Genomic DNA, 22,040 nt, shown 5'->3' on the forward strand with positions numbered 1-22,040 from the left:
TGACGTAAAAAAAATGGACCGCTTCACGCTCTCTGCCTGATCGACAGTCGCAGCGGAGAGGCGTCACGAACGCAGGGAGAGGGTGAGGACAGTGGCTTACCGATTAGCAATCACAGCTGCGTGGGCTAACGATATCGATAGCGTGGTCGATGCCGCCGAGATCGCGAACACACCGTTCGTCGATTGCACCGGCATGGCGACCCGTCCGATCGGGATGGCTCTCGGTGTGCCGTTCAAAAACTCCGCAAAAATATACGGTCCGAGTGCGATCTCCGGCCGGCTGCGCGGGCTCGTGAAGCTATGCCAGCAGCCTGCACCGTGCAGCATGCCCGATCCCGTTCCTCGCAGCGAAGTAGCACACGTATGAAGATCCGCCCGTCGAACGCCCTGCCCGCTGCCTTGCTCGGGATCGCCGTACCGCTCGGCGCAACGCAACTCGGCGCGGCGGCGATGGCGGAAGAGACGCAGATCGCCCCTAGCCTCGACGGACTGATCGGCGACCACGCCGTTATCCAGCGCGACCAGCCGATCGTGCTGCGTGGCACGAGTAAACCGGGCACATCGGTCACGGCCCGGCTTGCGGGGCGCACCTCGACGGTGACGGCGGATCGCGATGGCCGGTTCGAGTTGCGCCTGAAATCGCTGCCCGCGGGCGGTCCCTACGATCTGAAAATTGCCGGTAGCACGGGCGTCTCGACGATCCGTGACCTGCTGATCGGCGACGTGTTCCTGTGTTCGGGGCAGAGCAACATGGAACTGCCGGTCAACGCCGCGCAGGACCTGATCCCCGATGCGCATCCGCCGCTCGACGATAAGTTGCGCCTCGTGACGATCGCCAAGGCGAGCAGCGAGACACCGCTTACGCGGTTTGCGGCGAGGCCGAAGTGGACAGCAGCGGGCGCCGACACCGTTCCGAGCTTCTCGGCAGCGTGCTTCTACATGGTGCAGGCCTTGCGGCGGAGCGAAGCCGTGCCGATCGGGGCGATCCATTCCAGCTGGGGCGGATCGCGGATCAGCGCGTGGATGGGCGACGCCGCCCTGCGGTCCGCCGGGATGGCGCGCGAGGCGGACCTGCTCGCGCTGCACGCCAAGGATCCAGGGGCGGCGGAGCGCGGCGCGTCGACGATCTGGGAGGACTGGTGGCGACGCGGGGCGGGCGATGCGCTGGGCCGCGAACCGTGGCAGCCCGATGCCGCGCTCGATTGGAAACCGGTGCCGAAGATCGGCAATTTCGAGCAATGGGGCGTGCCCGCGCTCGCCGACTATAACGGCATGGTCTGGTATCAGCGCGTCGTGACGCTGACCGAGGCGCAGGCGCGCGGCGCGGCGACGCTGGCGATCGGCGTGGTCGACGATGCGGACCGTACCTGGGTCAACGGGATCGGCGTCGGCGGCAACAGCAATGCGGCGCGCGCGCGCGTCTACACGCTGCCGGCGGGCGCACTTAAGCCCGGGCGCAACGTCATCACCGTCAACGACGACGACGTCTATGCCTATGGCGGGATGACCGGTCCGGCGGACACGATGATGCTGACGCTGGCCGACGGCACCCACGTGCCGATCGGCGACGGCTGGCGCTATGCGATCGCCAAGCGCGTGCCGGGCAACGCGCCGCGCTCGCCCTGGGACGACATCAATGGCGCGGGGACGCTGTACAACGGCATGATCGCGCCGCTCGGGCCAACGCGGCTGGCAGGGATCGCCTGGTATCAGGGCGAATCCGACACCGGCCTGCCCGGATACGAGACGCGGCTCGCGGCGATGACCCGTGGCTGGCGGCAGCAGTTCGGCAAGCCGACGATCCCGCTGGCGATCGCGCAGCTTGCCAATTACGGCACGCCGCCGATCGCGCCGGGCGAGAGCGGCTGGGCCGACGTCCGCGAGGCACAGCGGCTGATGGCCGCGCGCGATGGTCATGCCGGCGTCGCGGTGACGATCGACCTCGGCGATCCGCTCGACATCCATCCAGGCGAGAAGCATGCGGTCGGCCAGCGTCTCGCGCGCGTCCTCCGTCCGCTCGCCTATGCCGGACGCGAGCCGGTAGGCCCGGGCATCGCCACCGCCAACCGCACAGCCGATGGCGGCGTGACACTGCGCTTCGCCGGAGTGACCGGATCGCTCCACGCGCAAGCATCGCGCACCGCGATCGGCTTCGAACTCTGCGGCCCCGCGGCCGGCAGTTGCCGCTACGCCGACGGCCTCGTCCAAGGCGACCGCGTAACGCTAGCGTCAGACGGCAAGCCAGTCGTCCGCGTCCGCTACGCCTGGGCGGACAGCCCGGTCGTCAATCTCGCCGACGACGCGCAACTGCCGGTCGGACCGTTCGAGATCCCGCTTCCCTGACGTGACACGAAAGAGAACCGCCATGCGTGCATATCCAATTTTGTGGCGCGGTGGCGTGGCGCTCGCGACGGTCCTGGCGGCGACCGGGCCGATCGGCGCGCAGGCCCCTGCCCCGACGATCGCGCCGACCGCCGTGGAAGCCGACGCGGATCGGGCCGCGGCGGCGCTGGTGGCGCGGCTGACGATCGACGAGAAGATCGCGCAGTTGCTCAACGTCGCGCCGGCGATCCCGCGGCTTGGCATCCCCGCGTATAACTGGTGGACCGAGTCGCTCCACGGCGCGCTCGGTCCGGTACCGACCACCAATTTCCCCGAGCCGATCGGCCTCGCCGCGAGCTTCGACGCGCCGTTGCTGAAATCCGTCGCGGGCGCGATCAGTACCGAGGTGCGCGCGCTGCATACGCTCGGCCGCACGACCGGGCGGCTGGGGAAGATCGGCACCGGGCTCGACACCTGGTCGCCCAACATCAACATCTTCCGCGATCCGCGCTGGGGCCGCGGGCAGGAAACCTATGGCGAAGATCCATATCTGACCGCCACGCTCGGCGTCGCGTTCATCGAGGGGATGCAGGGGCCGAACCCGACCCTCCCCGACGTGATCGCCACGCCTAAGCATTTCGCGGTGCATAGCGGCCCCGAATCGACCCGCCACAGCGCCAACGTGATCGTCTCGCCACACGACCTCGAGGACACCTATCTGCCCGCGTTCCGCGCCGCGATCGTCGAGGGCAAGGCCGGCTCGATCATGTGCGCGTACAACCGCGTCGACGGCCAGCCGGCGTGCGGCAGCGACCTGCTGCTCAAGGACCACTTACGCGGCGCATGGGGGTTTCGCGGCTATGTCGTGTCCGATTGCGATGCGGTCGTCGATATCTCCGAGCATCACAAATACGCCGCGGACCCGGCGGCGGGCGTCGCGGTCGCGCTGAAGGCGGGCGTCGACAACGAGTGCAACGGCGCGACGCTGTCGGGAACGCCGAACCTCGGCGCGCGCTACCAAGAGGCACTGTCCCGCGGGCTGATCGCGCAGGCCGACATCGATCGCGCACTCGTCCGACTGTTCTCCGCGCGCTATCGCAACGGCGATCTCGCGCATGGGGCTATGGCGCGCACGCCGACCCCGGTCGCGGCGATCGACACCGCCGAGCACCGCGCACTGGCGCAGCGTATCGCCGCCGAGAGCCTCGTGCTGCTCAAGAATGACGGCATCCTGCCGCTCAAGCCCGGCGCGCGGATCGCGCTGATCGGTCCGCTCGCGGATGCGACGCGCGTGCTGCGCGGCAATTACTCGTCGTCGCAGAGCGCCCCGCCGATCTCGATCGATGCGGGCTTGCGACAGGTGATGCCGGCAGGACAGTTGACGTTGGTCCCCTTCACCGCGTCGATCACCGATGGCGACCCGGTCCCCGACACAGCCTTCGTCACACCCGATGGCCAGCCAGGCCTGCGCGCCGACTATTTCAACGCGCGCGTGTCGGCGGGCAACGATCCGGCCAAGGCGACCTACGACACCAAAGCGATCGCGACCCGCACGGAGCGCAACGTCCGGTCCGAAGCCGGGCAATTGAACACCGTCGCCGAGCGCCACAAGATCGTCTGGACGGGCGCGCTGGTCGCCCCCGAAACCGGCACGTACCGGATCGCGCTGACCGGCGTGACGGGCGCGATCACGCTTGGCGGTAATCGCAGCATCGCCGCCACCACCGCATCGCGCTGGGCCGAACCGCTCCACCTGAGCGACGTCGACCTAGTCAAGGGCGAACGCTATCCGCTGCGGCTCGAAGCGGAGTCGAGCGGATCGGGTATCCCCGGATTGGTCTGGAAACGCATCACCCGGACGCCCGAGCGCGATCTGGCCGCGGGGATCGCCGACGCCGACGTGGTGATCGCGGTGGTCGGATTGACCTCCGATCTCGAAGGCGAGGAGATGCCCGTTAAGGTCGACGGGTTCGCGGGCGGGGATCGCACGTCGCTGTCGCTGCCCGCCGACCAGATCGCGCTGCTCGAACAGGCGAAGCGCACCGGCAAGCCATTGATCGTCATCGCGATGAACGGCAGTGCGATCGACCTGCGCTGGGCCAAGGCCAATGCGGCTGCAATCGTCGAGGCCTGGTATCCGGGCCAGTCGGGCGGCCGCGCGGTCGCCGAGACGCTGGTCGGCACGACCAACCCCGCCGGGCGCCTCCCCGTCACCTTCTACGGCGACGTCGCCGCGCTGCCCGCGTTCGACGATTACGCGATGACCGGCCGGACCTATCGCTACTACGCGGGCACGCCGGTCTATCCGTTCGGTCACGGGCTCAGCTACACGGCGTTCGACTATGCACCGCTCCGCCTTGCCCCCGCGCCCGGCGGTGCCGAGCATGGGCTGAGCGTCACGACCATCGTCCGCAACACCGGCAAACGCTCGGGCGACGAGGTCGTCCAGCTGTATCTGAACTTCCCCGACCGGCCGGGCACGCCACGGATCGCGCTACGGGGCTATCGCCGCGTCACGCTCGCACCCGGCAAGAGCAAGCCCGTGACGTTCGCCCTGTCGCCCCGCGACCTGAGCAGCGTGACGCCAGACGGCGTGCGCCAGGTGATCGCCGGACGCTACCGGGTCAGCGTCGGCGGCGGCCAGCCCGACACCGGCGCTGCCACGCGCTCGGCAGATTTCACCACCGCATCGACGATCGCGCTGCCACGATGACCGATCTCGCCTGCCCATCGGTTGCCGGCTTGCAAAGCCTGGACGGACCTCGCTAATGGTACCGCTACCGCATCCGATGCGCGACGTTGGCGATCGAGCGGCGCGCACGGCGCGACCTTCGTCCGATGCTCGCGGTCGCGCATCATTCCCACCTGATCCCCTTCCGCCCATCCTTTGCCGATACAGACTTGCCGGAGACGTTGCCGTGACATTCGCTTTCGATACCCTCGACGCCCTTGGACCCGATTGGCGCAAGGGACGCTGGATCGGTCGGATCGACCGCGGTGACGGGCCCACCCCCGTCATCGTCGCAGGCGGCACCGTGTTCGACATGAGCAAGGTGGCGCCGACGGTGGCCGAACTCGTCGCGCGCGACCTGCTCGATGCCAGCGCTGGCGAAGCGATCGGCGATCTCGATACGCTGGGGCTGTCCGCGGAGTCGCTACCGCGGTTGCTCAGCCCGATCGACTTCCAGTGCGTCAAGGCGGCGGGCGTCACCTTCGCCGTCTCCGCGCTGGAACGCGTGATCGAGGAACAGGCGCGCGGCGATGCGGGGGCCGCGACCGCGGTGCGTGCGCGTCTCGAGGAGCGGATCGGCGGCGGGCTCGCGCGCGTCGTCCCCGGCACGCCCGAGGCAGCAGCGCTGAAGACCGCGTTGATCGAGGAAGGCCTGTGGTCGCAATATCTCGAGGTCGCGATCGGCCCCGATGCGGAGATATTCACCAAGGCACCGTCGTTGTCGACGGTCGGCTGGGGCGCGCAGATCGGCGTGCGGTCGGATTCGACCTGGAACAATCCGGAGCCCGAGATCGTGCTGCTGGTCGCCCCCGATGGCCGTGCGGTCGGCGCGACGATCGGCAACGACGTCAACCTGCGCGATTTCGAGGGACGCTCGGCGCTGCTCCTCGGCAAGGCGAAGGACAATAACGCGTCCTGCTCGCTCGGCGCGTTCATCCGCCTGTTCGACGAGAGCTTCACGATGGATCACGTCCGCACCGCCGAAGTCGCGCTGCGGATCGAGGGCACCGACGGCTATGTCCTCGACGGCGCTAGCTCGATGAGCCAGATCAGTCGTGATCCTCAGGAGCTAGTGCGCCAGGCGCTCAGCGAGCATCAATATCCCGACGGCTTCGTGCTGTTCCTCGGCACGTTGTTTGCGCCGACCAAGGATCGCGACGATGCCGGTCGCGGCTTCACGCACAAGCCCGGCGATACCGTGTCGATCGCCACGCCCGGCCTCGGGCGCCTCATCAATACCGTTACCACCTCGAAGGCCGCACCGCCCTGGGAGTTCGGGCTGGTCGCGCTGACGCGCAACCTCGCCGCGCGCGGGCTGTTGTCGGCATGACCTATTCGGAGAACGACGTGCTGCAGAAAACCGCCGGCCGCCACGAAGGCGCCGTCTACCCCTCGCTTCGCAACAAGCGAGTCATCATCACCGGCGGCGGATCGGGCATCGGCGCAGGGCTCGTCGAGGCGTTCGTCGCGCAGGGTGCCAAGGTCGCGTTCGTCGACGTCGCACAGGACGATAGCCGCGCGCTGGTCGAGCGGCTGACCGAGGGCGCGGAGCATGCGCCGAGCTTCCACCCGCTCGACCTGACCGATCTCGACGCGCTGAACACCACGTTCACGGCGATGATCGACGAGCTCGGCGGCGTCGACATCCTCCTCAACAACGCCGCCAATGACGATCGCCACACCGTCGGCGAAGTCACCGCGGATTATTGGGACCAGCGGATGAACGTCAACCTGCGCCACGTGTTCTTCGCGGCACAGGCTGTCGTGCCGTCGATGAAGGCTGCGGGTGGCGGCGCGATCGTCAATTTCGGGTCGATCAGCTGGCATCTCGCGCTCAAGGAACTGATCCTCTACCAGACCGCCAAGGCCGCGATCGAGGGCATGACCCGCAGCCTCGCGCGCGATCTCGGCCGCGACAATATCCGCGTCAACGCGATCGTGCCGGGCAACGTCCAGACCCCGCGTCAGGAAAAATGGTACACCCCCGAGGGCGAGGCGGAGATCGTCGAGGCGCAGTGTCTCGATGGCCGTATCCAGCCGTCCGATATCGCCGCGATGGCACTGTTTCTTGCGTCGGACGATGCGCGTATGTGCACCGGACATAATTATTGGGTGGATGCAGGATGGCGGTAAACGGCGGTACGAGCGACGGCCTGGGCAGCGGCGTGGAACGCGTCCTGGGTGTCGGTGCGACGCTCGGCGAAGGGCCGTTGTGGCTCGACGATGCGCTGTGGTTCGTCGACATCAAACAGCACAAGGTACACCGCTTCGACCCTGCGACCGGCGATCACCGGACATGGACCGCCCCCGCGCAGGTCGGCTGGGTTCAGCCGATGGCGGATGGCGGCATGCTGGCCGGTTTGCAGACTGGGCTCCACCGGTTCGATCCGAACGACGGCAGCTTTACGCATCTCCACGCGGTCGAGCCTGACGCGCCGGGCAACCGTCTTAACGACTCGACCGTCGATGCCACAGGACGGCTCTGGTTCGGGTCGATGGACGATGGTGAGAACACCGCATCGGGGCTGATCTACCGCGCGGATGCGGACGGCGTCGCGCCGGTGGTCGACGGGATCGTCATCACCAACGGCCCTGCTGTCTCGCCCGACGGCACGACGCTCTATCACTGCGACACGCTGGCCGGCACGATCCACGCCTGCACGATCGGCGACGACGGCAGCCTGCGCGACACGCGCGTCTTCGCAGCGGTCGACGTCGCGACACAGGGGTATCCCGACGGCCCGATCGTCGATGCCGAGGAGCATGTGTGGGTGTCGTTCTACGGCGGCTGGTGCGTGCGGCGCTATGCCCCCGACGGAACCCAGGTCGCCGAGGTCCGGTTGCCGGTCTCGAACGTCACCAAGATCGCGATCGGCGGCGCCGATGGTCGCACCGCCTATGTCACGACCGCGTCCAAGGGATTGAGCGACGAAGATCGCGCGCGACAGCCGCTCGCGGGCGATGTGTTTACGTTCGATGCGGGTGTGGCGGGGCAACCTGCCTATGAGATTACGTCATCGGCGTTTCGACCGCTCGACGCCTAACGTCGCACCGCCAGCATCGCGCCGACCATGCCGCCGATCCAGGCAGATGCGGCGAGTGCGCCACCCACTATGAAAAATGCCGCAAAGGCCATAGCCCCGGCGTCCGTCTCATGCGGCCCCGGCTTTGACACGAAGTAGAAAGCGGTCGTCCAGAACACCGCGAGGATCACGACGGCGAGCAGCGACCCGCCGACACCGATCGCTAGTCCCCGCGACCAACCCAGGCGGCGCAGGCCAGACGCCGTGCGTCCGCCTGCAAACCATCCGATGGCGAGAACGAGCAGGAGCATGACGGTGCCAATCATCGTGATGGTGCCCTACACGCTCCTTCTCTCGATCAGCCGGTCATATCCTCGAGTTCGCGACCACGCGTCTCGTTGACCAGCGCCTTCACGAAGAAGAACGAGACCGCCGCGAAGAACGCGTAACCGGCATAGGTCACCGCAAGGCCAGGCGACACCGCCAGCGCGGGGAAGCTGACCGAGATCGCCGCGTTGGCGATCCACTGCGCGAAGCCCGACACCGCCAGACCCGATCCGCGGATCTGGTTCGGGAACATCTCGCCGAGCATCACCCACATCACCGGACCCCAGCTGGCGTTGAAGAAGATGACGTACAGATTGGCCGCGATCAGCGCGATCATGCCGTTGTGGCCGGGCAGCGATACCGCGCCGTCCGCGCCGGTCACCGCGGTCGAGAACGCATAGGCGACCACCGCCAGCGTCACCGCCATCCCGGCCGAGCCGACCAGCAACAGCGGCTTGCGACCGATCTTGTCGACCGTCGCGATCGTGAACAGGCAGGCCGCGATCGACAGCACGCCCGACAGGATGTTGATCTGCAGCGCGTTGTCCTCGGTGAAACCGACCGCTTCCCACAGCACCGCGCCGTAATAGAACACGACGTTGATGCCGACGAGCTGCTGGAACACGGCCAGGCCGATGCCCGCCCACAGGATCGGACGGATCTTGCCGGTGGTCTTGTCGACCAGATCGCTGAGCTTGGGCTTGTGATGATCGGCGGCGAGCGAGCCCCGGATCTCGACGACCTTGCGGTCCGCCTCGTCGCTGCCGAACAGCCGCGTGAGGACGACGTGCGCCTCGGCTTCGCGACCCTTAGCGACCAGGAAGCGCGGGCTTTCCGGGATCACGAGCAGCGCGAAGAAATAGATCGCGGCCGGGATCGCCTGCAACCAGAACATCCAGCGCCAGGCGGGATAGCCGAGCCAGAAATCCGCGGTCGAGCCGCCGGCATAGCGGGCGAGCGCGAAGTTCGCGACGAACGCGCCGGTCAGGCCGGAGATGATCATGACCTGCTGCACGCTCGACAGGCGGCCGCGGATCGAGGCTGGCGTGACTTCGGAAATGTAGACCGGCGAGATGACGCTGGCCGCACCGACGCCAAGACCGCCGATGATCCGCGCGAAGATGAAGATCCCCGACCCGGTTGCGGCGCCGGCGAGCAATGCGCTGAACAGGAACAGACCGGCGGCGAGCATCATGACGTTGCGACGACCGATCGCGTCGGCCATCCGCCCGGCGCCGAACGCACCGACCGCCGAGCCGACCAGGATCGCGCCGACATTGACGCCGATCCCGAGCCGACCAAGGCCGAACGCCGCCTCCAGGCCCTTTTGCGTGCCGTTGATGACGCCCGAATCATAGCCGAACATGAAGCCACCGATCGTCGCCACCGCGACGATCGCGGCGATGAAGCCATGATTGACCGCGGCGCTCCCCTGTAATCCCGCCCCCGGATCTCCGCTGTGCATATTCGCCATGATGTTCCTCTCCTGTGCGCCGACCGTTGCGGCCTGGTGTCGTCTTTGCGTGTATTCGTCGAACCGGTCAGTGATTATGCCGCGGCGTCCGCGCCGCGATACCGCGATACTTCACTGCGAAGTCGAGCACCGCGCCGTCGGCAAGCTGCCCCGTCTTCTCGCGGTACAGCTCCTCCCACGGCGTGTTGCTCGCCGGCACCGGTGGTGCTGGCTCGCCACGCCGCCGCGTGATCTCGTCATCGTCGACCAGCGCGTCGCACCGCCCCGCCTTCAGGTCGATGCGGATGATGTCGCCGGTCCGCAGCCACGAAAGCCCGCCGCCTACCGCGCTTTCGGGGCTAGCGTTCAGGATCGACGGACTGTCCGACGTCCCCGACTGGCGCCCGTCACCCAGCGTCGGCAGCGTCATGATGCCGCGCTGGATCAAATGATCGGGCGGCTGCATGTTGACGACCTCGGCCGAGCCCGGCCAGCCGATCGGCCCGGCGCCGCGGATCACGAGGATGCAGTCCTCGTCGATGTCGAGCGCAGGATCGTTGATCCGGTGGTGATAGTCGTCCGAGCCCTCGAACACGATCGCGCGCGATTCGAACACGTCCTCGGCGCCCGAGCGCTCGAGATAGCGCGCACGAAAGGCGGGTGAGATCACGCTGGTCTTCATGATCGCGACGTCGAACAGATTGCCCGACAGCACGAGGAACCCGGCCTGTTCCTTCAACGGCGTGTCGTAGGCGCGGATCACCTCGCGGTCGGTGGCGACGCGGCCTGTGATGTTCTCCGCCAGCGTCCGGCCGGTCACGGTCAGGCAGTCGCCATCGAGCTTGCCCGCCGCGAGCAGTTCGCTCAGCACCGCGGGCACGCCGCCCGCGCGGTGGAAGCGTTCGCCAAGGAAGCGCCCCGCCGGCTGCACGTCGACCAGCAAGGGCAGGTCATAGCCATGATCCGACCAGTCGGCGGCGGTGATCTCGATCCCCGCATGCTTCGCCATCGCGTGGATGTGCGGCTGCGCGTTCGACGATCCGCCGATCGCGGTCACGACGCGGATCGCGTTGAGGAAGCTTTCGCGGCTGAGGATCTGCGACGGCCGCAGGTCTTCATACGCCATGTCGACGATCCGCCGCCCGGTCTCGTACGCGAACTGGCCGCGCTCGCGGTACGGCGCGGGAATCGCCGCGCAGCCGGTCAGCGACAGGCCAAGCGCCTCGGCAACCGCGTTCATCGTCGAGGCGGTGCCCATCGTGTTGCAATGCCCGGCCGAGGGCGCACTGTCGGTCGCGCGCTGGAGGAACTCCTCCTCGTCGATCTCGCCCGCCGCCAGCTTGCGCCGCGAGCGCCAGATGACGGTACCCGATCCGACCAGCTCGCCCTCATGCCAGCCGTCGAGCATCGGTCCGCCCGACAGCACGATCGCGGGGATATCGACGGTCGACGCCGCCATGATCCCCGACGGCGTGGTCTTGTCGCAACCGGTGGTCAGCACGACCGCGTCGATCGGATAGCCGTACAGCGTCTCGACCAGTCCTAGATAGGCCAAGTTGCGATCGAGCGCGGCGGTCGGCCGGCGGCAATTCTCGAAGATCGGGTGGACCGGAAATTCCATCGCGATCCCGCCCGCGTCGCGGATGCCGTCGCGAACGCGGCGCGCCAGATCGAGATGGATGCGGTTGCACGGTGACAGGTCGCTGCCGGTCTGCGCGATGCCGATGATCGGCCGCCCCGAGCGCAATTCCGCAGGCGTCAGGCCATAGTTCATGAATCGTTCGAGATAGAGCGCGGTCATGTCCGAGCGCGCGGGGTCCGCGAACCAGTCACGCGATCGGAAGGGCCGAACCGGTTGCCGTTGCACGCAAAACTCTCCTGTCGAACGATCACCGATCCGTCGGCGTCCATTTATGCTGGTATCGCTACCATCTCCTGTGCCGACGTCAAGCGTGCTCCGCTGCCGTCTGCCCTGCGAATTTCCGCCTTACACCGCGTGGCTCATCCCACGTCCGCGCGCGGCCGCCGCCGTGGCGCGGCATCCGACTGGCGGCGGATCAGCGTATAATCGAGCAGCCGGTGGCGATCCGCGGGGACGATACCGCTGGGGCGACGAATCGCCGCGACCAGCATCTCGACCGCGATTCGCGCCATGTCCGCGATCGGCTGGTAGATCGTCGTGAGCTCGGGCCAGATCGCGGTCGACATGATCGTGTCGTCGAACCCGCACACCGTCAGGTCGCCCGGCACGTCGAGCCCGCGGCGATGCGCGACCGCGACGGTTGCGGCGGCCATGTCGTCGTTGGACGAGAAGATCGCGGTCGGTGGCTCGGGCAGCGCGAGCAACGCCTCTGCGGCATCGAGCCCCGACCGATAGGTATAGAGCCCGGACTGGATCAGCGTCTCGTCGACCGCGATCCCGGCCTCCTGCAATGCGGCGCCATAGCCTTCGAGACGGCGCGCGCTCGCCGAGAGATTGGGGTTGCCGGTAATGAAGCCGATCCGGCGATGGCCCAGCGCCATGATGTGCCGCGTCATCGTCAGCGCCGCCTCGCGGTCGTCGATCCGCACCGCCAGGACGTCGTCGGACGGACGGCCGCTGGCGACCGACACCGTCGGAATCCGCGCCTCGGCGAGCAGTTCGAGGATCGCCTCGGCTTCGCACAGCGGTGGCGGCAGGACGATACCGTCGATCCCACCCGCGATCAGATGCCGCGTGACCTCGAGCTCATGCTCGCCCAGGTCGCATTTCTCGACGATGATCTGGACGTCGCTGCGCGCCGCCTGGTCGAGACTGCCCAGCAGGAACTCGCTGAGGAAGCCCGCGCTCGGGTTGCTGTAGAGCAGGCCGATCCGCGTCTGCCCTGCCCCGGCCAGGCTGCGCGCCGCAGGGTTGGGCGCATAGTTCAGCGCGGTGATCGCGGCATTGACCGCCTCGCGCGTGACCGGGCGAACGTTGCTCTCGCCGTTGATGACGCGCGAGACGGTCATCGGCGAGACACCGGCGCGGCGGGCGACGTCGCTGATCGTCGGTGCACCGCCGGCGCGGCGTGATGGCTTGGCTGTGGGAAGCGGAGTGGTCATTTGTCATATCGTTAGCGCAACCGCTCGCCGCATGAAATGGCCGACGACTTTGGACCTTCGTCGTGGTGCCCTGTGCAGCATCGCCCGCGTCCAAGCTGCGGTCGACGCACGGCAACATACGCGGCACAAGTCCCCTTGCCCGGCCCGTACAGACTGTTATGGTAGCGCTATTTCCGCAAAACGACGGAAGTCAGATCTCGTAGAAGATCGCTTGAATTAGGAAGGATCGACTGGCCATGCCACTGCGTATACCCACCCTTGCCGCGAGCCTGTCGCTTGCGCTCGTCGGCAGCGTCGCGCTGGCCCAGACCGCGCCAGCGCCTACACCGAAGACGGCCAAGGCCGAACCGCGCAGTCCCGACGGCAAGCGCTATCTCTCGCAGCCCCTGGTGACGTCGATCTACACTGCCGATCCCTCGGCGCACGTGTTCAACGGCAAGATCTACGTCTATCCGAGCCACGACATCGATGCGGCGATCGGCGACGACGATCTCGGCAACCAATATGCGATGCGCGACTACCGCGTGCTGTCGATGGATCGGATCGGCGGCCCGGTGAAGGTCAACGGCGTCGCGCTCGACGTGAAGGATGTGCCCTGGGCGTCGAAGCAGATGTGGGCACCCGACGCAGCCTACAAGAACGGCACCTATTTCCTCTACTTCCCGGTCCGCGACAAACAGCTAGACAAGAACGGCCTCGGCACGTTCCGGATCGGCGTCGCCACCTCGAAGAGCCCGGTCGGTCCGTTCAAGGCCGATCCCAAGCCGATCGCCGGCAGCTTCTCGATGGACCCCGCAGTGTTCACCGACGCGAACGGCGCCAGCTACATGTATTTCGGCGGCATCTGGGGCGGCCAGCTCCAGCGCTGGAAGGACGGCAAGTTCGACGCCAACGGCTCCGACACCGATCTCGGCAAGGACGACCAGCCCGCGCTCTCGGGCAAGATCGCCAAGCTCAATCCCGACATGAAGAGCTTCGCCGAGACCCCGCGCGACGTCCAGATCCTCGACGAGGCCGGCAAGCCCGTGCTCGGCGGCGACCATGAACGCCGCTTTTTCGAGGCGTCCTGGGTCTTCAAGCGCGGCGGCAAATATTACTACACCTACTCGACCGGCGACACGCACTTCCTGAACTACGCGACCGGCGACAATCCCTATGGCCCGTTCACGTACCGCGGCCATATCCTCAAGCCGGTGCAGGGCTGGACGAGCCACCATTCGATCGTCGAATGGAACAAGAAATGGTGGCTGTTCTATGCGGACACGCAGATGAGCAACAAGAACCACCTGCGCAACGTCAAGGTGACCGAGCTGAAGTTCGCGCCCGACGGCTCGATCCCGACCATCGATCCGTTCGTCAACTGATGTTCCTCGGAATCGATATCGGCACCTCGGGTGTCAAGGCCGTAGTGCTCGACCAGCATGGCAGCGTGGTGGGCCAGGGCACTGCCGCGCTGACCGTGCAGCGGCCGCATCCGCTCTGGTCCGAACAGGATCCGGACGCGTGGTGGAAGGCGACGATCGCCGCGGTCCAGGCGATCGACCCGAGCGTCCGCCGCTCGGTGCGCGGCGTCGGGCTCGCCGGCCAGATGCACGGCGCGACGTTGCTCGACGCCGACGACAAGCCGCTTCGCCCCGCGATCCTGTGGAACGACGGACGTTGCTTCGCCGAGTGCGAGGCACTGGAGCGCGCCGTTCCCAACCTGCGCAAAATCTCGGGCAACATCGCGATGCCCGGCTTCACCGCGCCAAAGCTGCTCTGGGTCCGCGAGCATGAGCCCGAGGTCTTCGCGAAGATCGCCACGGTGCTGTTGCCGAAGGACTATGTCCGGTTGCTGATGACCGGCGACAAGGCATCGGACCTGTCCGACAGCGCGGGCACTTTGTGGCTAGACGTCGGCGGCCGCTGCTGGAGCGACGAGATCCTCGCAGCCTGCGGACTGACGCAGGCGCAGATGCCGGCGCTGTACGAGGGCACGGAGATCACCGGCTCGCTTACCGCCGAGGTCGCCGAACTCTGGGGCATGCCGCAGGTCCCGGTCGCCGCGGGCGGCAGCGACAACGCGGCGGGCGCAGTCGGCGTCGGTGTCGTCAAGGACGGCGATGCGTTGCTCTCGCTCGGCACGTCGGGCGTGATCTTCGTCGCAACGAACGACTTCCGCCCCAATCCGGCGCGCGCGGTCCACGCCTTCTGTCATGCGCTACCCGGCATGTGGCACCAGATGTCGGTCCACCTGTCGGCGGCGTCCTGCATCGACTGGGTCGCGCGGATCACTGGTGCCGCCGGTGCCGCCGACCTGTTCGCGCGCGCCGAGGCCGCCGGCCCCGCCAGTGGCCCCGAAATCTTCCTCCCCTATCTCTCTGGCGAGCGCACGCCGCATAACGACCCCGAGGTACGCGGCGCGTTCCTCCGCCTCGACAACGACACCGACGCCGGCCGCCTGTCGCAGGCGGTACTGGAAGGCGTGGCGTTCGCGCTCGCCGATGGTCTCGACGTGTTGCGTGAGGCCGGCACGACGGTCGAGCGCCTCGCGGTGATCGGCGGCGGTGCCCGCTCGCGCTATTGGGGTCAGGTGATCGCCGCAGCGATGGAGGTCGAACTCGTCTATCTCCAGGGCGGCGAGGTCGGCCCCGCGCTCGGTGCCGCCCGCCTCGCGCAACTCGGCGTCGACGGCGGCGACCCCGCCGACATCTGCGTCGCGCCTCCCGTCTCGCACACCATCGTCCCCGACCCTGCCCTCGTCTCGGCGCTCGCCGAGAAGAAGGCCGCGTTCCGCCAAGCCTATTCCCGCATCACCCCAAAATCGTAGGAAGCTTTGATGTCCGACTTCTTCGCCGATATCCCCCAGATCAAATATGAGGGCCCCGACAGCACCAACGAGCTGGCGTACCGCTTCTACGACAAGGACAAGATGGTCCTCGGCAAGCGCATGGAGGATCACCTCCGCTTCGCCGCATGCTTCTGGCACACCTTCTGCTGGCCCGGCTCCGACGTGTTCGGCGGTGGCACGTTCGATCGCCCGTGGCACCGCGGTGCCAACGACAGCGCCGCCGCGGCGATGAAGCGCGAGGTCGCGTTCGAGTTCTTCAAGACGCTCGACGTGCCCTATTACTGCTTCCACGACGTCGACGTGATGGCCGACGCCGCCAATATCACCGAGCACCGCAAGTTCTTCGCCGAAGCCGTCGACCATCTCGAACAGCTCCAGGCCGCGTCGGGGCGGAAACTCCTGTGGGGCACCGCCAACCTGTTCAGCCATCCGCGCTTTGCTGCCGGCGGCGCGACCAACCCCGATCCGGAGGTGTTCGCGTTCGGCGCGATGCAGGTCCGCGATGCGCTCGAGGCAACGCACCGTCTCGGTGGCCAGAACTACGTGCTGTGGGGCGGTCGCGAAGGGTACGAGACGCTGCTCAACACCGACATGAAGCGCGAGCTGGACAATTTCGGCCGCTTCCTGAGCCTGGTCGTCGAGCACAAGCACAAGATCGGCTTCACCGGCACGATCCTGATCGAGCCCAAGCCGTTCGAGCCGACCAAGCACCAGTACGACTTTGACACCGCGACGGTGTACGGCTTCCTCAAGCGCTATGGCCTTGAGAACGAGGTCAAGGTCAACATCGAGGCGAACCACGCGACGCTCGCCAGCCACACGTTCGAGCATGAGATCGCGACCGCCGCGGCGCTCGGCATCTTCGGCTCGATCGACGCCAATCGCGGCGATCCGCAGAACGGCTGGGATACCGACCAATTCCCGAACTCGGTCGAGGAACTGACGCTCGCCAATCTCGAGATCATTCGTGCAGGCGGGTTCACCACCGGCGGCTTCAACTTCGACGCCAAGGTGCGGCGCCAGAGCATGGACCCGGCCGACCTGTTCTACGGTCATGTCGGCGCGATCGACGTCGTCGCGAAGGGCCTGCTCAACGCCGCCAAGCTGATCGAAGACGGCCGCATCGATGCGATCAAGACGAAACGCTATGCCGGCTGGGACGGCGAGTTCGGTGGCGCGATCGGCGGGCTCGACTTGGCGGGGATCGCCGACCTCGCGATCGAGCGCGGCATCGATCCGAAGCCGGTCTCGGGCCAGCAGGAGCGGATCGAAAACCTAATCAACCGCGTCCTCTAAGCGAACGCTAAACCGCACCCGTCGGGCGACCCGCACGTCGCCGACGGGTCCGGAATTAAGATGAAGGTGGGGCGAACCGCAGGACGATTGCCGTGCCACTGTCGACATCCACAAATCCGACGGTCGCCGTTAAACGCGTGGCCGCTGACCGAACGATCGCCAGTCCGAGGCCACTCCCCTCGGGGCTGTTCGCGGTGCCAAGCCGGACAAAACGGTCGAACACCTTCTCGCGATAAGCCGGCGCGATCCCCGGGCCATCGTCGACGACCATGACTGCGATCTGCGCATCATCAGCCTGCAACGCAACGGACACCATCCCGCCGCGCCGATTGTAACGGATGCCGTTGTCGATGAGGTTCGACAGGATTTCGAAGATCAGCGTCCGGTGACCGGAGACCATGTACTGGGTTTGCCCATCGCTTTCGAGAACCAGATCGACACCCGCCCTGATCGCCTGGTTGATCTGCCGAGCGATGACCGCAGAAGCGACTTCGCGCAGATCGACCGCTTCGAGCGGGGCCGAAACGCCGGCTTCCTCGGCCCGCGCGAGCGCCAGGAGTTGGGTTACCAGACGTTCGAGACGGATTGCGACATCGGCGATCTCGTCCAATGCCTCGCGGCGTTCGGCGTCGGAGCCGCGGCGGGCAAGCGCGACCTGGACCTTCAGGACCGACAGCGGCGTGCGCATCTGGTGCGAGGCGTCGGCGGTGAAGCGGCGGACGCCGACGGTCGCGGTGTCGAGCTGCGCCAGGAGACGGTCGAACGCGCTGGCGAGCGGGCGGAGTTCGCTTGGCAACGGACCGGTGTCGAGCGGCGAGAAATCCGGACGCGCGCGTTCGTCGCGCGCTTCGACGGCACCGCGAAGGCGCGCGAGTGGTCGCAGCGACCACCCCAATGCAGGGCGGAGCAATAGCGCCGCCGCACCGACCAGGACGCATTCGCCGATCAGCAGCGCGAGCATCAAGCGGCGGGTCAATGCGCCGCGGTTGTCGAGTGTCTCGGCGATTTGGACGATCACGGGCTTGTCGATGCGTGGGAGCGCGCGGCGGACTTCGGCGATGCGGATCTGCTGGTCGCGGTAGCGGGCGAAGCGATAGCGCGGCACGTCGATCGCGAGCGTCGCGGGATCGGGCGCGGGCAAGTCCGCATAGCCCGTGAGCAGGTCGGTCCCTACGGCAACGCGGTAATAGACGTTGTCGCGCTCGGTGTTCTCCAGCATCCCGAACGCGGCGGCGGGCAGATCAAGCGTCACCTCGCCGCGCTCGACCTGCACCGTCTCCGCGATCGCGCCGAGCGCACCGCCGAGCACGCGGTCATTGGTGCGGCGGACCACGTCGGCGATCAGCGTCGCGCCGACCACGCCGATCAGGATCGCCGCCGCCAGCAACGGGCCGAGCACCGCTACCAGCAACCGCGTCCTGAGCGCCGGAGTGCGGGGTTTAGCCGGCATCGAGCATGTAGCCGACGCCGCGCACGGTGCGGATGCCGGGGCCGTCGGGCGCAAGCTTGGTGCGCAGGCGGGTGACGTGGACTTCGATCGCGTTGCCGCCGACCGGCTCGTCAAACCCGAACACCTCGCCGATCAGCAATTCGCGCGGGACGACGCGACCGGCACGTGTCGCGAGTGCCTCCAGCACCGCGCGTTCGCGGCGGCGCAGGTCCAGTGCTCGACCGGCGATGTCGGCGTCGCCGGTCGAGCGGTTGATCGTCAGCGTACCGACGCTGAGCACCGGCAGCGGATCGCCGCCGCGTCGCCGGCCGAGCGCGCGGACGCGGGCCTCGAGTTCCTCGGGCTCGAACGGTTTACGGAGGTAATCGTCAGCGCCGAGATCGAGCCCGCGCACCCGGTCGTCGAGTGCGTCGCGCGCGGTGAGCATCAATACCGGAACACGCTCGCCACGACGCCGCAAGATTTCCAGCACGGTGAAACCATCGATCCCGGGCAGCCCGACGTCGAGGATCACCAGCGCATACGGCTCGCCCGCGACCACCGACAGCGCGTCCTCGCCGGTCGCGACGTGGTCGACGGCATTGCCACCCGCGCGCAGCAACGCGCCGATGCTCCGCGCGAGCGCCGCGTCGTCCTCGATCAGCAGGATGCGCATGAAAAACCATGAAAGGTTGGTGACAGGTTCGGTTCGTACTCCACCGTTGCAGTCTATCCGAACACAGAGACGGAAGGCGAGGAGAGTGATGATGGCACGAATTTTTCTGAAGATCGCATTGCTGGCTACGAGTTTCGCCGCGACCCCGCTCGTGGCGCAGCGTCCGGCGGGCTATCCGCGATCCTACGATCAGTTGATCTCCGACGCGCGTGCCGAGCGGCAGGTGCGGATCTACGGCAATGCCGATCGCGCCGAACTTCTCCCGGTCGTCGTCGCGTTCCGGAAGCGGTATCCGGGCATCACCGTGCTGTATGCGGACCTGGGCTCGACAGAGATGTATCGCCGCTTCGTCACCGAAACGCGCGCCAGGAAATTATCCGCCGATCTCGTCTGGTCGTCGGCGATGGACCTGCAGGTGAAGCTGATCAACGACGGCTTCGCACAAGGCTATGCGAGCCCCGAAAAGCCCGCGCTGCCGCCGGTGTCGGTCTGGAAGAACATGGGCTTCGGCGTCACCGCGGAGCCGATCGGGATCGTCTACAACAAGCGCCTCGTGCCTGCCGCCGAAGTGCCGCGCACGCACGCCGCGCTGGAGAACTGGCTGCGGAAGAACGTCCGCGCGCTCAATGGCCGCGTCACGACGTTCGACCCGGCGCGCTCCAACGTCGGCTATCTGTATCTCTCGGAAGACCTCGCGATCACGCGCGATACGCGGTCGCTGCTGGAGGCGATCGCGGCGACCAGGCCCGTGCTGTCGCGGACCAGCGAGCCGATGCTGCGCGGCGTCGCCGAGGGGCGGCAGGCGATCGCGTACAACGTCATCGGCTCCTACGCGCTGGAACGCGCGCGGACCGATCCCCGCATCGGCGTCGCGTTCCTTCAAGACTACACGATCGTCACGTCGCGGATCGCGTTCATCGCGCGCGAGGCCGCGCACCCGGCGGCGGCGAAACTCTTCCTCGATTTCCTGCTGTCGCGCGAAGGCCAATCACTGCTCGCCAAGCGCAGCCTCTGGCCGGTCCGCACCGACGTGGCCGCCCGCCGCCTTCCCCAAGCCCAGGCGCGCCCGATCCGCGTGGGCCCACAACTTCTCGTCAACCTCGACCGCGTCAAGCGCCAGCGTTTCCTGCGCGACTGGACCGCGATTCTCGCCACCGGAGCCAAAGCCCAATGACCCTCTTCCGTACCGGGTGCGCCGCACTCGCCTTGATTGCAGCAACCCCGGCACTCGCGCAGGCTCCGACCGATGCCGACCTCGCCGCGCTGGTGCGTGCGCAGGCGGCTGAGATCGCCGCGCTGAAGTCGCGGCTCGACCGGCTGGAGAACAACGCCGCCGTCGCGCAGGTGTCCGCGCCCGTGCCGCCCGTCCAAATCGCACCGCAGGCAGTCGCGCAGAACACCGAGCCGCGTCGCACCGTGCCGTTCGCGCCGCAGCTCGCCCCTCCCGGCCCCGCCGATCGCAGCGTCGCGCAGGCAGTTGCCGCGCGCGACAACCCGTCGGGCGTGACCACCGAATGGGGCGCCGGCCTGCCCGTGTTCCACTCGGCGGACGGCGTCTACACGTTCAAGCCGCGCGGCCGCATCCTGACCGATGTCAGCTCCAGCTTCGGCTCGAAATACGACGGCCGCAACATCACGACGACGGGCATGCGCGCACTACGCCTCGGCCTCGAAGGCGGCGTCGGCACGCACTTCTTCTACCAATTCGAGAGCGATTTCTCGGAGAACGAGGTCGACGTCGTCACCGCGTTCGTCGGCTGGCGCAACAAGATCAAGCCGGGCCTCGACTATGACGTTCGCGCCGGCCACCTGTTCAACGATCGCGGCTTCGAAGGCTCGACCGGCTCGGATTCGACCCCGTTCCTCGAGCGCACCACGGTCGCCACCGCGATCATCCCGCAGCGCGGCTTTTACGGTATCGGCGTGATGCCGCGCATCTTCTGGAAGACCGGCCATGCCTCGGTGACGATCACCGGCGACCGGATCGACGGCACGCAGACCGTCGGCGACAGCCGCACGGTGCTCGGCCGCGCGCACTGGAACCCGATCAAGTCCGATACCGGCGTGCTTCACATCGGCGCGTGGGGCTTCGACGAATCGCTATCGTCGGTCGCCGGCACGCTGACCCGCAACACCGTGATCGGCGGCCGCTTCAACGGCGCGTTGCGCGTGTCTACCGGACCATTGACCGGCGGCACCGGCACGACCGGCTACGGCGTCGAGCTCGGCGGCTATCGCGGGCCGTTGTGGGTGATGGGCGAAGCGGGCCGCCGCAACGCGCGGCTCGACGGCGGCCGTCCCGATTTCGTCAGCAAGGCGTGGAGCGTCTCGGCCGGTCTGTTCCTGACCGGCGACCTGCCGCCGTACAACCCGCGGCTCGGCAGCTTCGGCCAGCCCAAGGTGTTGAAGCCGACGTTCGATGGCGGGGTCGGCGCGATCGAGCTGACCGCGCGCTACGAAAGCCTCGATTTCGACAATCTGCTGACCGGTGGCGACGGCTGGGCGACTACCGTTGGCGTCAACTGGTACCTCAACAGCTTCACCCGCTTCCAGGTGAACGCGATCCAGTGGAACACCGACAATCGCGCCGGCGACTATGTCGGCAACGACAGCGGCCAGACGGTAAGCGCCCGCGTCGGGGTGACGTTCTGATGCTGGCTGCTGGTCCTGTTTTTGGCGCTGCAAGCAGTATCCCGCGTCCCGTCATCCTGACGAAAGTCAGGACCCAGGGTTACAGGGTGCAGCGCTGCGTGGCTCTGGGTCCTGACTTTCGTCAGGATGACGGAGTGGCTGCGGCTGCCCGTGTGGCGGCCCCCGCGAAAGTAACTGCGGCGACGTCTGCCCCCACCCCCCTATTCACGCCCTTTCC

The 22,040-nt window shown here is 67.4% G+C and carries 17 protein-coding genes; 11 read left to right on the forward strand and 6 right to left on the reverse strand.

Features of this window, described 5'->3' with window-relative positions:
* Positions 1-142: 142 nt before the first annotated feature.
* From U1763_RS09815 to U1763_RS09840, 6 genes are all read left to right on the forward strand, one after another.
* Positions 143-367 carry a hypothetical protein gene (locus U1763_RS09815; RefSeq protein ID WP_332755071.1) on the forward strand — a complete coding sequence of 75 codons (225 nt, stop codon included), beginning with the start codon at positions 143-145 and terminating at the stop codon, positions 365-367.
* Positions 364-2,343, forward strand: a complete 1,980-nt coding sequence (locus U1763_RS09820) for a sialate O-acetylesterase (RefSeq protein WP_332755072.1) — start codon at positions 364-366, stop codon at positions 2,341-2,343. Before U1763_RS09815 ends, U1763_RS09820 begins: the two co-directional genes overlap by 4 nt.
* A gap of 22 nt (positions 2,344-2,365) precedes the next feature.
* On the forward strand, positions 2,366-5,035 hold the full coding sequence (locus U1763_RS09825; RefSeq protein ID WP_332755073.1) for a glycoside hydrolase family 3 C-terminal domain-containing protein: 2,670 nt from the start codon (positions 2,366-2,368) through the stop codon (positions 5,033-5,035).
* Between the two features lie 205 nt (positions 5,036-5,240).
* Complete coding sequence (locus tag U1763_RS09830; RefSeq protein WP_332755074.1) at positions 5,241-6,383, forward strand: fumarylacetoacetate hydrolase family protein; 1,143 nt, start codon at positions 5,241-5,243, stop codon at positions 6,381-6,383.
* Positions 6,380-7,186 carry a D-xylose 1-dehydrogenase gene (gene xylB / locus U1763_RS09835; protein WP_332755075.1) on the forward strand — a complete coding sequence of 269 codons (807 nt, stop codon included), beginning with the start codon at positions 6,380-6,382 and terminating at the stop codon, positions 7,184-7,186. Before U1763_RS09830 ends, xylB (U1763_RS09835) begins: the two co-directional genes overlap by 4 nt.
* Positions 7,177-8,097: an SMP-30/gluconolactonase/LRE family protein gene (locus U1763_RS09840; RefSeq protein ID WP_332755076.1), complete on the forward strand. Its 921-nt coding sequence runs from the start codon at positions 7,177-7,179 to the stop codon at positions 8,095-8,097. The genes xylB (U1763_RS09835) and U1763_RS09840 overlap by 10 nt, the downstream gene beginning before the upstream one ends.
* Here U1763_RS09840 and U1763_RS09845 read toward each other — a convergent pair.
* The 4 genes from U1763_RS09845 to U1763_RS09860 form a co-directional block, all read right to left on the reverse strand.
* On the reverse strand, positions 8,094-8,402 hold the full coding sequence (locus tag U1763_RS09845; protein ID WP_332755077.1) for a hypothetical protein: 309 nt from the start codon (positions 8,400-8,402) through the stop codon (positions 8,094-8,096). The genes U1763_RS09840 and U1763_RS09845 overlap by 4 nt on opposite strands.
* Positions 8,403-8,434: 32 nt before the next feature.
* Positions 8,435-9,868 carry a sugar porter family MFS transporter gene (locus tag U1763_RS09850; protein ID WP_332755400.1) on the reverse strand — a complete coding sequence of 478 codons (1,434 nt, stop codon included), beginning with the start codon at positions 9,866-9,868 and terminating at the stop codon, positions 8,435-8,437.
* Positions 9,869-9,944: 76 nt separating this feature from the next.
* Positions 9,945-11,723 (reverse strand): IlvD/Edd family dehydratase, encoded by a 1,779-nt coding sequence (locus U1763_RS09855; RefSeq protein WP_332755078.1) that lies wholly within the window; start codon positions 11,721-11,723, stop codon positions 9,945-9,947.
* Between the two features lie 134 nt (positions 11,724-11,857).
* Entirely contained in the window at positions 11,858-12,940 is a 1,083-nt protein-coding gene (locus U1763_RS09860) for a LacI family DNA-binding transcriptional regulator (protein ID WP_332755079.1), read from the reverse strand.
* Positions 12,941-13,176: 236 nt separating this feature from the next.
* Between U1763_RS09860 and U1763_RS09865 the strand changes: the two genes are divergently transcribed.
* From U1763_RS09865 to xylA, 3 genes are read left to right on the forward strand one after another with little or no spacing between them, the layout of a single operon-like run.
* Positions 13,177-14,304 (forward strand): glycoside hydrolase family 43 protein, encoded by a 1,128-nt coding sequence (locus tag U1763_RS09865; protein WP_332755080.1) that lies wholly within the window; start codon positions 13,177-13,179, stop codon positions 14,302-14,304.
* Entirely contained in the window at positions 14,304-15,749 is a 1,446-nt protein-coding gene (gene xylB, locus U1763_RS09870; RefSeq protein WP_332755081.1) for a xylulokinase, read from the forward strand. The genes U1763_RS09865 and xylB (U1763_RS09870) overlap by 1 nt, the downstream gene beginning before the upstream one ends.
* 6 nt (positions 15,750-15,755) lie before the next feature.
* Positions 15,756-17,066, forward strand: coding sequence for a xylose isomerase (gene xylA / locus U1763_RS09875; protein WP_107951986.1), 1,311 nt, complete (start codon positions 15,756-15,758; stop codon positions 17,064-17,066).
* A gap of 55 nt (positions 17,067-17,121) precedes the next feature.
* Here xylA and U1763_RS09880 read toward each other — a convergent pair whose 3' ends face one another.
* Together U1763_RS09880 and U1763_RS09885 are read right to left on the reverse strand one after the other, a co-directional pair.
* Positions 17,122-18,516 carry a sensor histidine kinase gene (locus tag U1763_RS09880; protein WP_332755082.1) on the reverse strand — a complete coding sequence of 465 codons (1,395 nt, stop codon included), beginning with the start codon at positions 18,514-18,516 and terminating at the stop codon, positions 17,122-17,124.
* Positions 18,506-19,171 (reverse strand): response regulator transcription factor, encoded by a 666-nt coding sequence (locus tag U1763_RS09885; RefSeq protein ID WP_332755083.1) that lies wholly within the window; start codon positions 19,169-19,171, stop codon positions 18,506-18,508. The genes U1763_RS09880 and U1763_RS09885 overlap by 11 nt, the downstream gene beginning before the upstream one ends.
* Before the next feature lie 91 nt (positions 19,172-19,262).
* Between U1763_RS09885 and U1763_RS09890 the strand changes: the two genes are divergently transcribed.
* Together U1763_RS09890 and U1763_RS09895 are read left to right on the forward strand one after the other, a co-directional pair.
* Positions 19,263-20,345 carry an ABC transporter substrate-binding protein gene (locus tag U1763_RS09890; protein ID WP_332755084.1) on the forward strand — a complete coding sequence of 361 codons (1,083 nt, stop codon included), beginning with the start codon at positions 19,263-19,265 and terminating at the stop codon, positions 20,343-20,345.
* Complete coding sequence (locus U1763_RS09895) at positions 20,342-21,823, forward strand: OprO/OprP family phosphate-selective porin (RefSeq protein ID WP_332755085.1); 1,482 nt, start codon at positions 20,342-20,344, stop codon at positions 21,821-21,823. Before U1763_RS09890 ends, U1763_RS09895 begins: the two co-directional genes overlap by 4 nt.
* Positions 21,824-22,040 lie beyond the last annotated feature (217 nt).

Source organism: Sphingomonas sorbitolis (genome assembly GCF_036663875.1).
Taxonomy (GTDB): Bacteria; Pseudomonadota; Alphaproteobacteria; order Sphingomonadales; family Sphingomonadaceae; genus Sphingomonas.

Bases quoted from the DNA above. Each gene is read 5' to 3' on its own strand.
- U1763_RS09820 (WP_332755072.1), top strand. From the start codon at position 364: ATGAAGATCCGCCCGTCGAACGCCCTGCCCGCTGCCTTGCTCGGGATC.
- U1763_RS09825 (WP_332755073.1), top strand. From the start codon at position 2,366: ATGCGTGCATATCCAATTTTGTGGCGCGGTGGCGTGGCGCTCGCGACG.
- xylB (WP_332755075.1), top strand. From the start codon at position 6,380: ATGACCTATTCGGAGAACGACGTGCTGCAGAAAACCGCCGGCCGCCAC.
- U1763_RS09840 (WP_332755076.1), top strand. From the start codon at position 7,177: ATGGCGGTAAACGGCGGTACGAGCGACGGCCTGGGCAGCGGCGTGGAA.
- U1763_RS09845 (WP_332755077.1), bottom strand. From the start codon at position 8,402: ATGATTGGCACCGTCATGCTCCTGCTCGTTCTCGCCATCGGATGGTTT.
- U1763_RS09850 (WP_332755400.1), bottom strand. From the start codon at position 9,868: ATGCACAGCGGAGATCCGGGGGCGGGATTACAGGGGAGCGCCGCGGTC.
- U1763_RS09860 (WP_332755079.1), bottom strand. From the start codon at position 12,940: ATGACCACTCCGCTTCCCACAGCCAAGCCATCACGCCGCGCCGGCGGT.
- U1763_RS09865 (WP_332755080.1), top strand. From the start codon at position 13,177: ATGCCACTGCGTATACCCACCCTTGCCGCGAGCCTGTCGCTTGCGCTC.
- xylB (WP_332755081.1), top strand. From the start codon at position 14,304: ATGTTCCTCGGAATCGATATCGGCACCTCGGGTGTCAAGGCCGTAGTG.
- U1763_RS09880 (WP_332755082.1), bottom strand. From the start codon at position 18,516: ATGCCGGCTAAACCCCGCACTCCGGCGCTCAGGACGCGGTTGCTGGTA.
- U1763_RS09885 (WP_332755083.1), bottom strand. From the start codon at position 19,171: ATGCGCATCCTGCTGATCGAGGACGACGCGGCGCTCGCGCGGAGCATC.
- U1763_RS09890 (WP_332755084.1), top strand. From the start codon at position 19,263: ATGGCACGAATTTTTCTGAAGATCGCATTGCTGGCTACGAGTTTCGCC.
- U1763_RS09895 (WP_332755085.1), top strand. From the start codon at position 20,342: ATGACCCTCTTCCGTACCGGGTGCGCCGCACTCGCCTTGATTGCAGCA.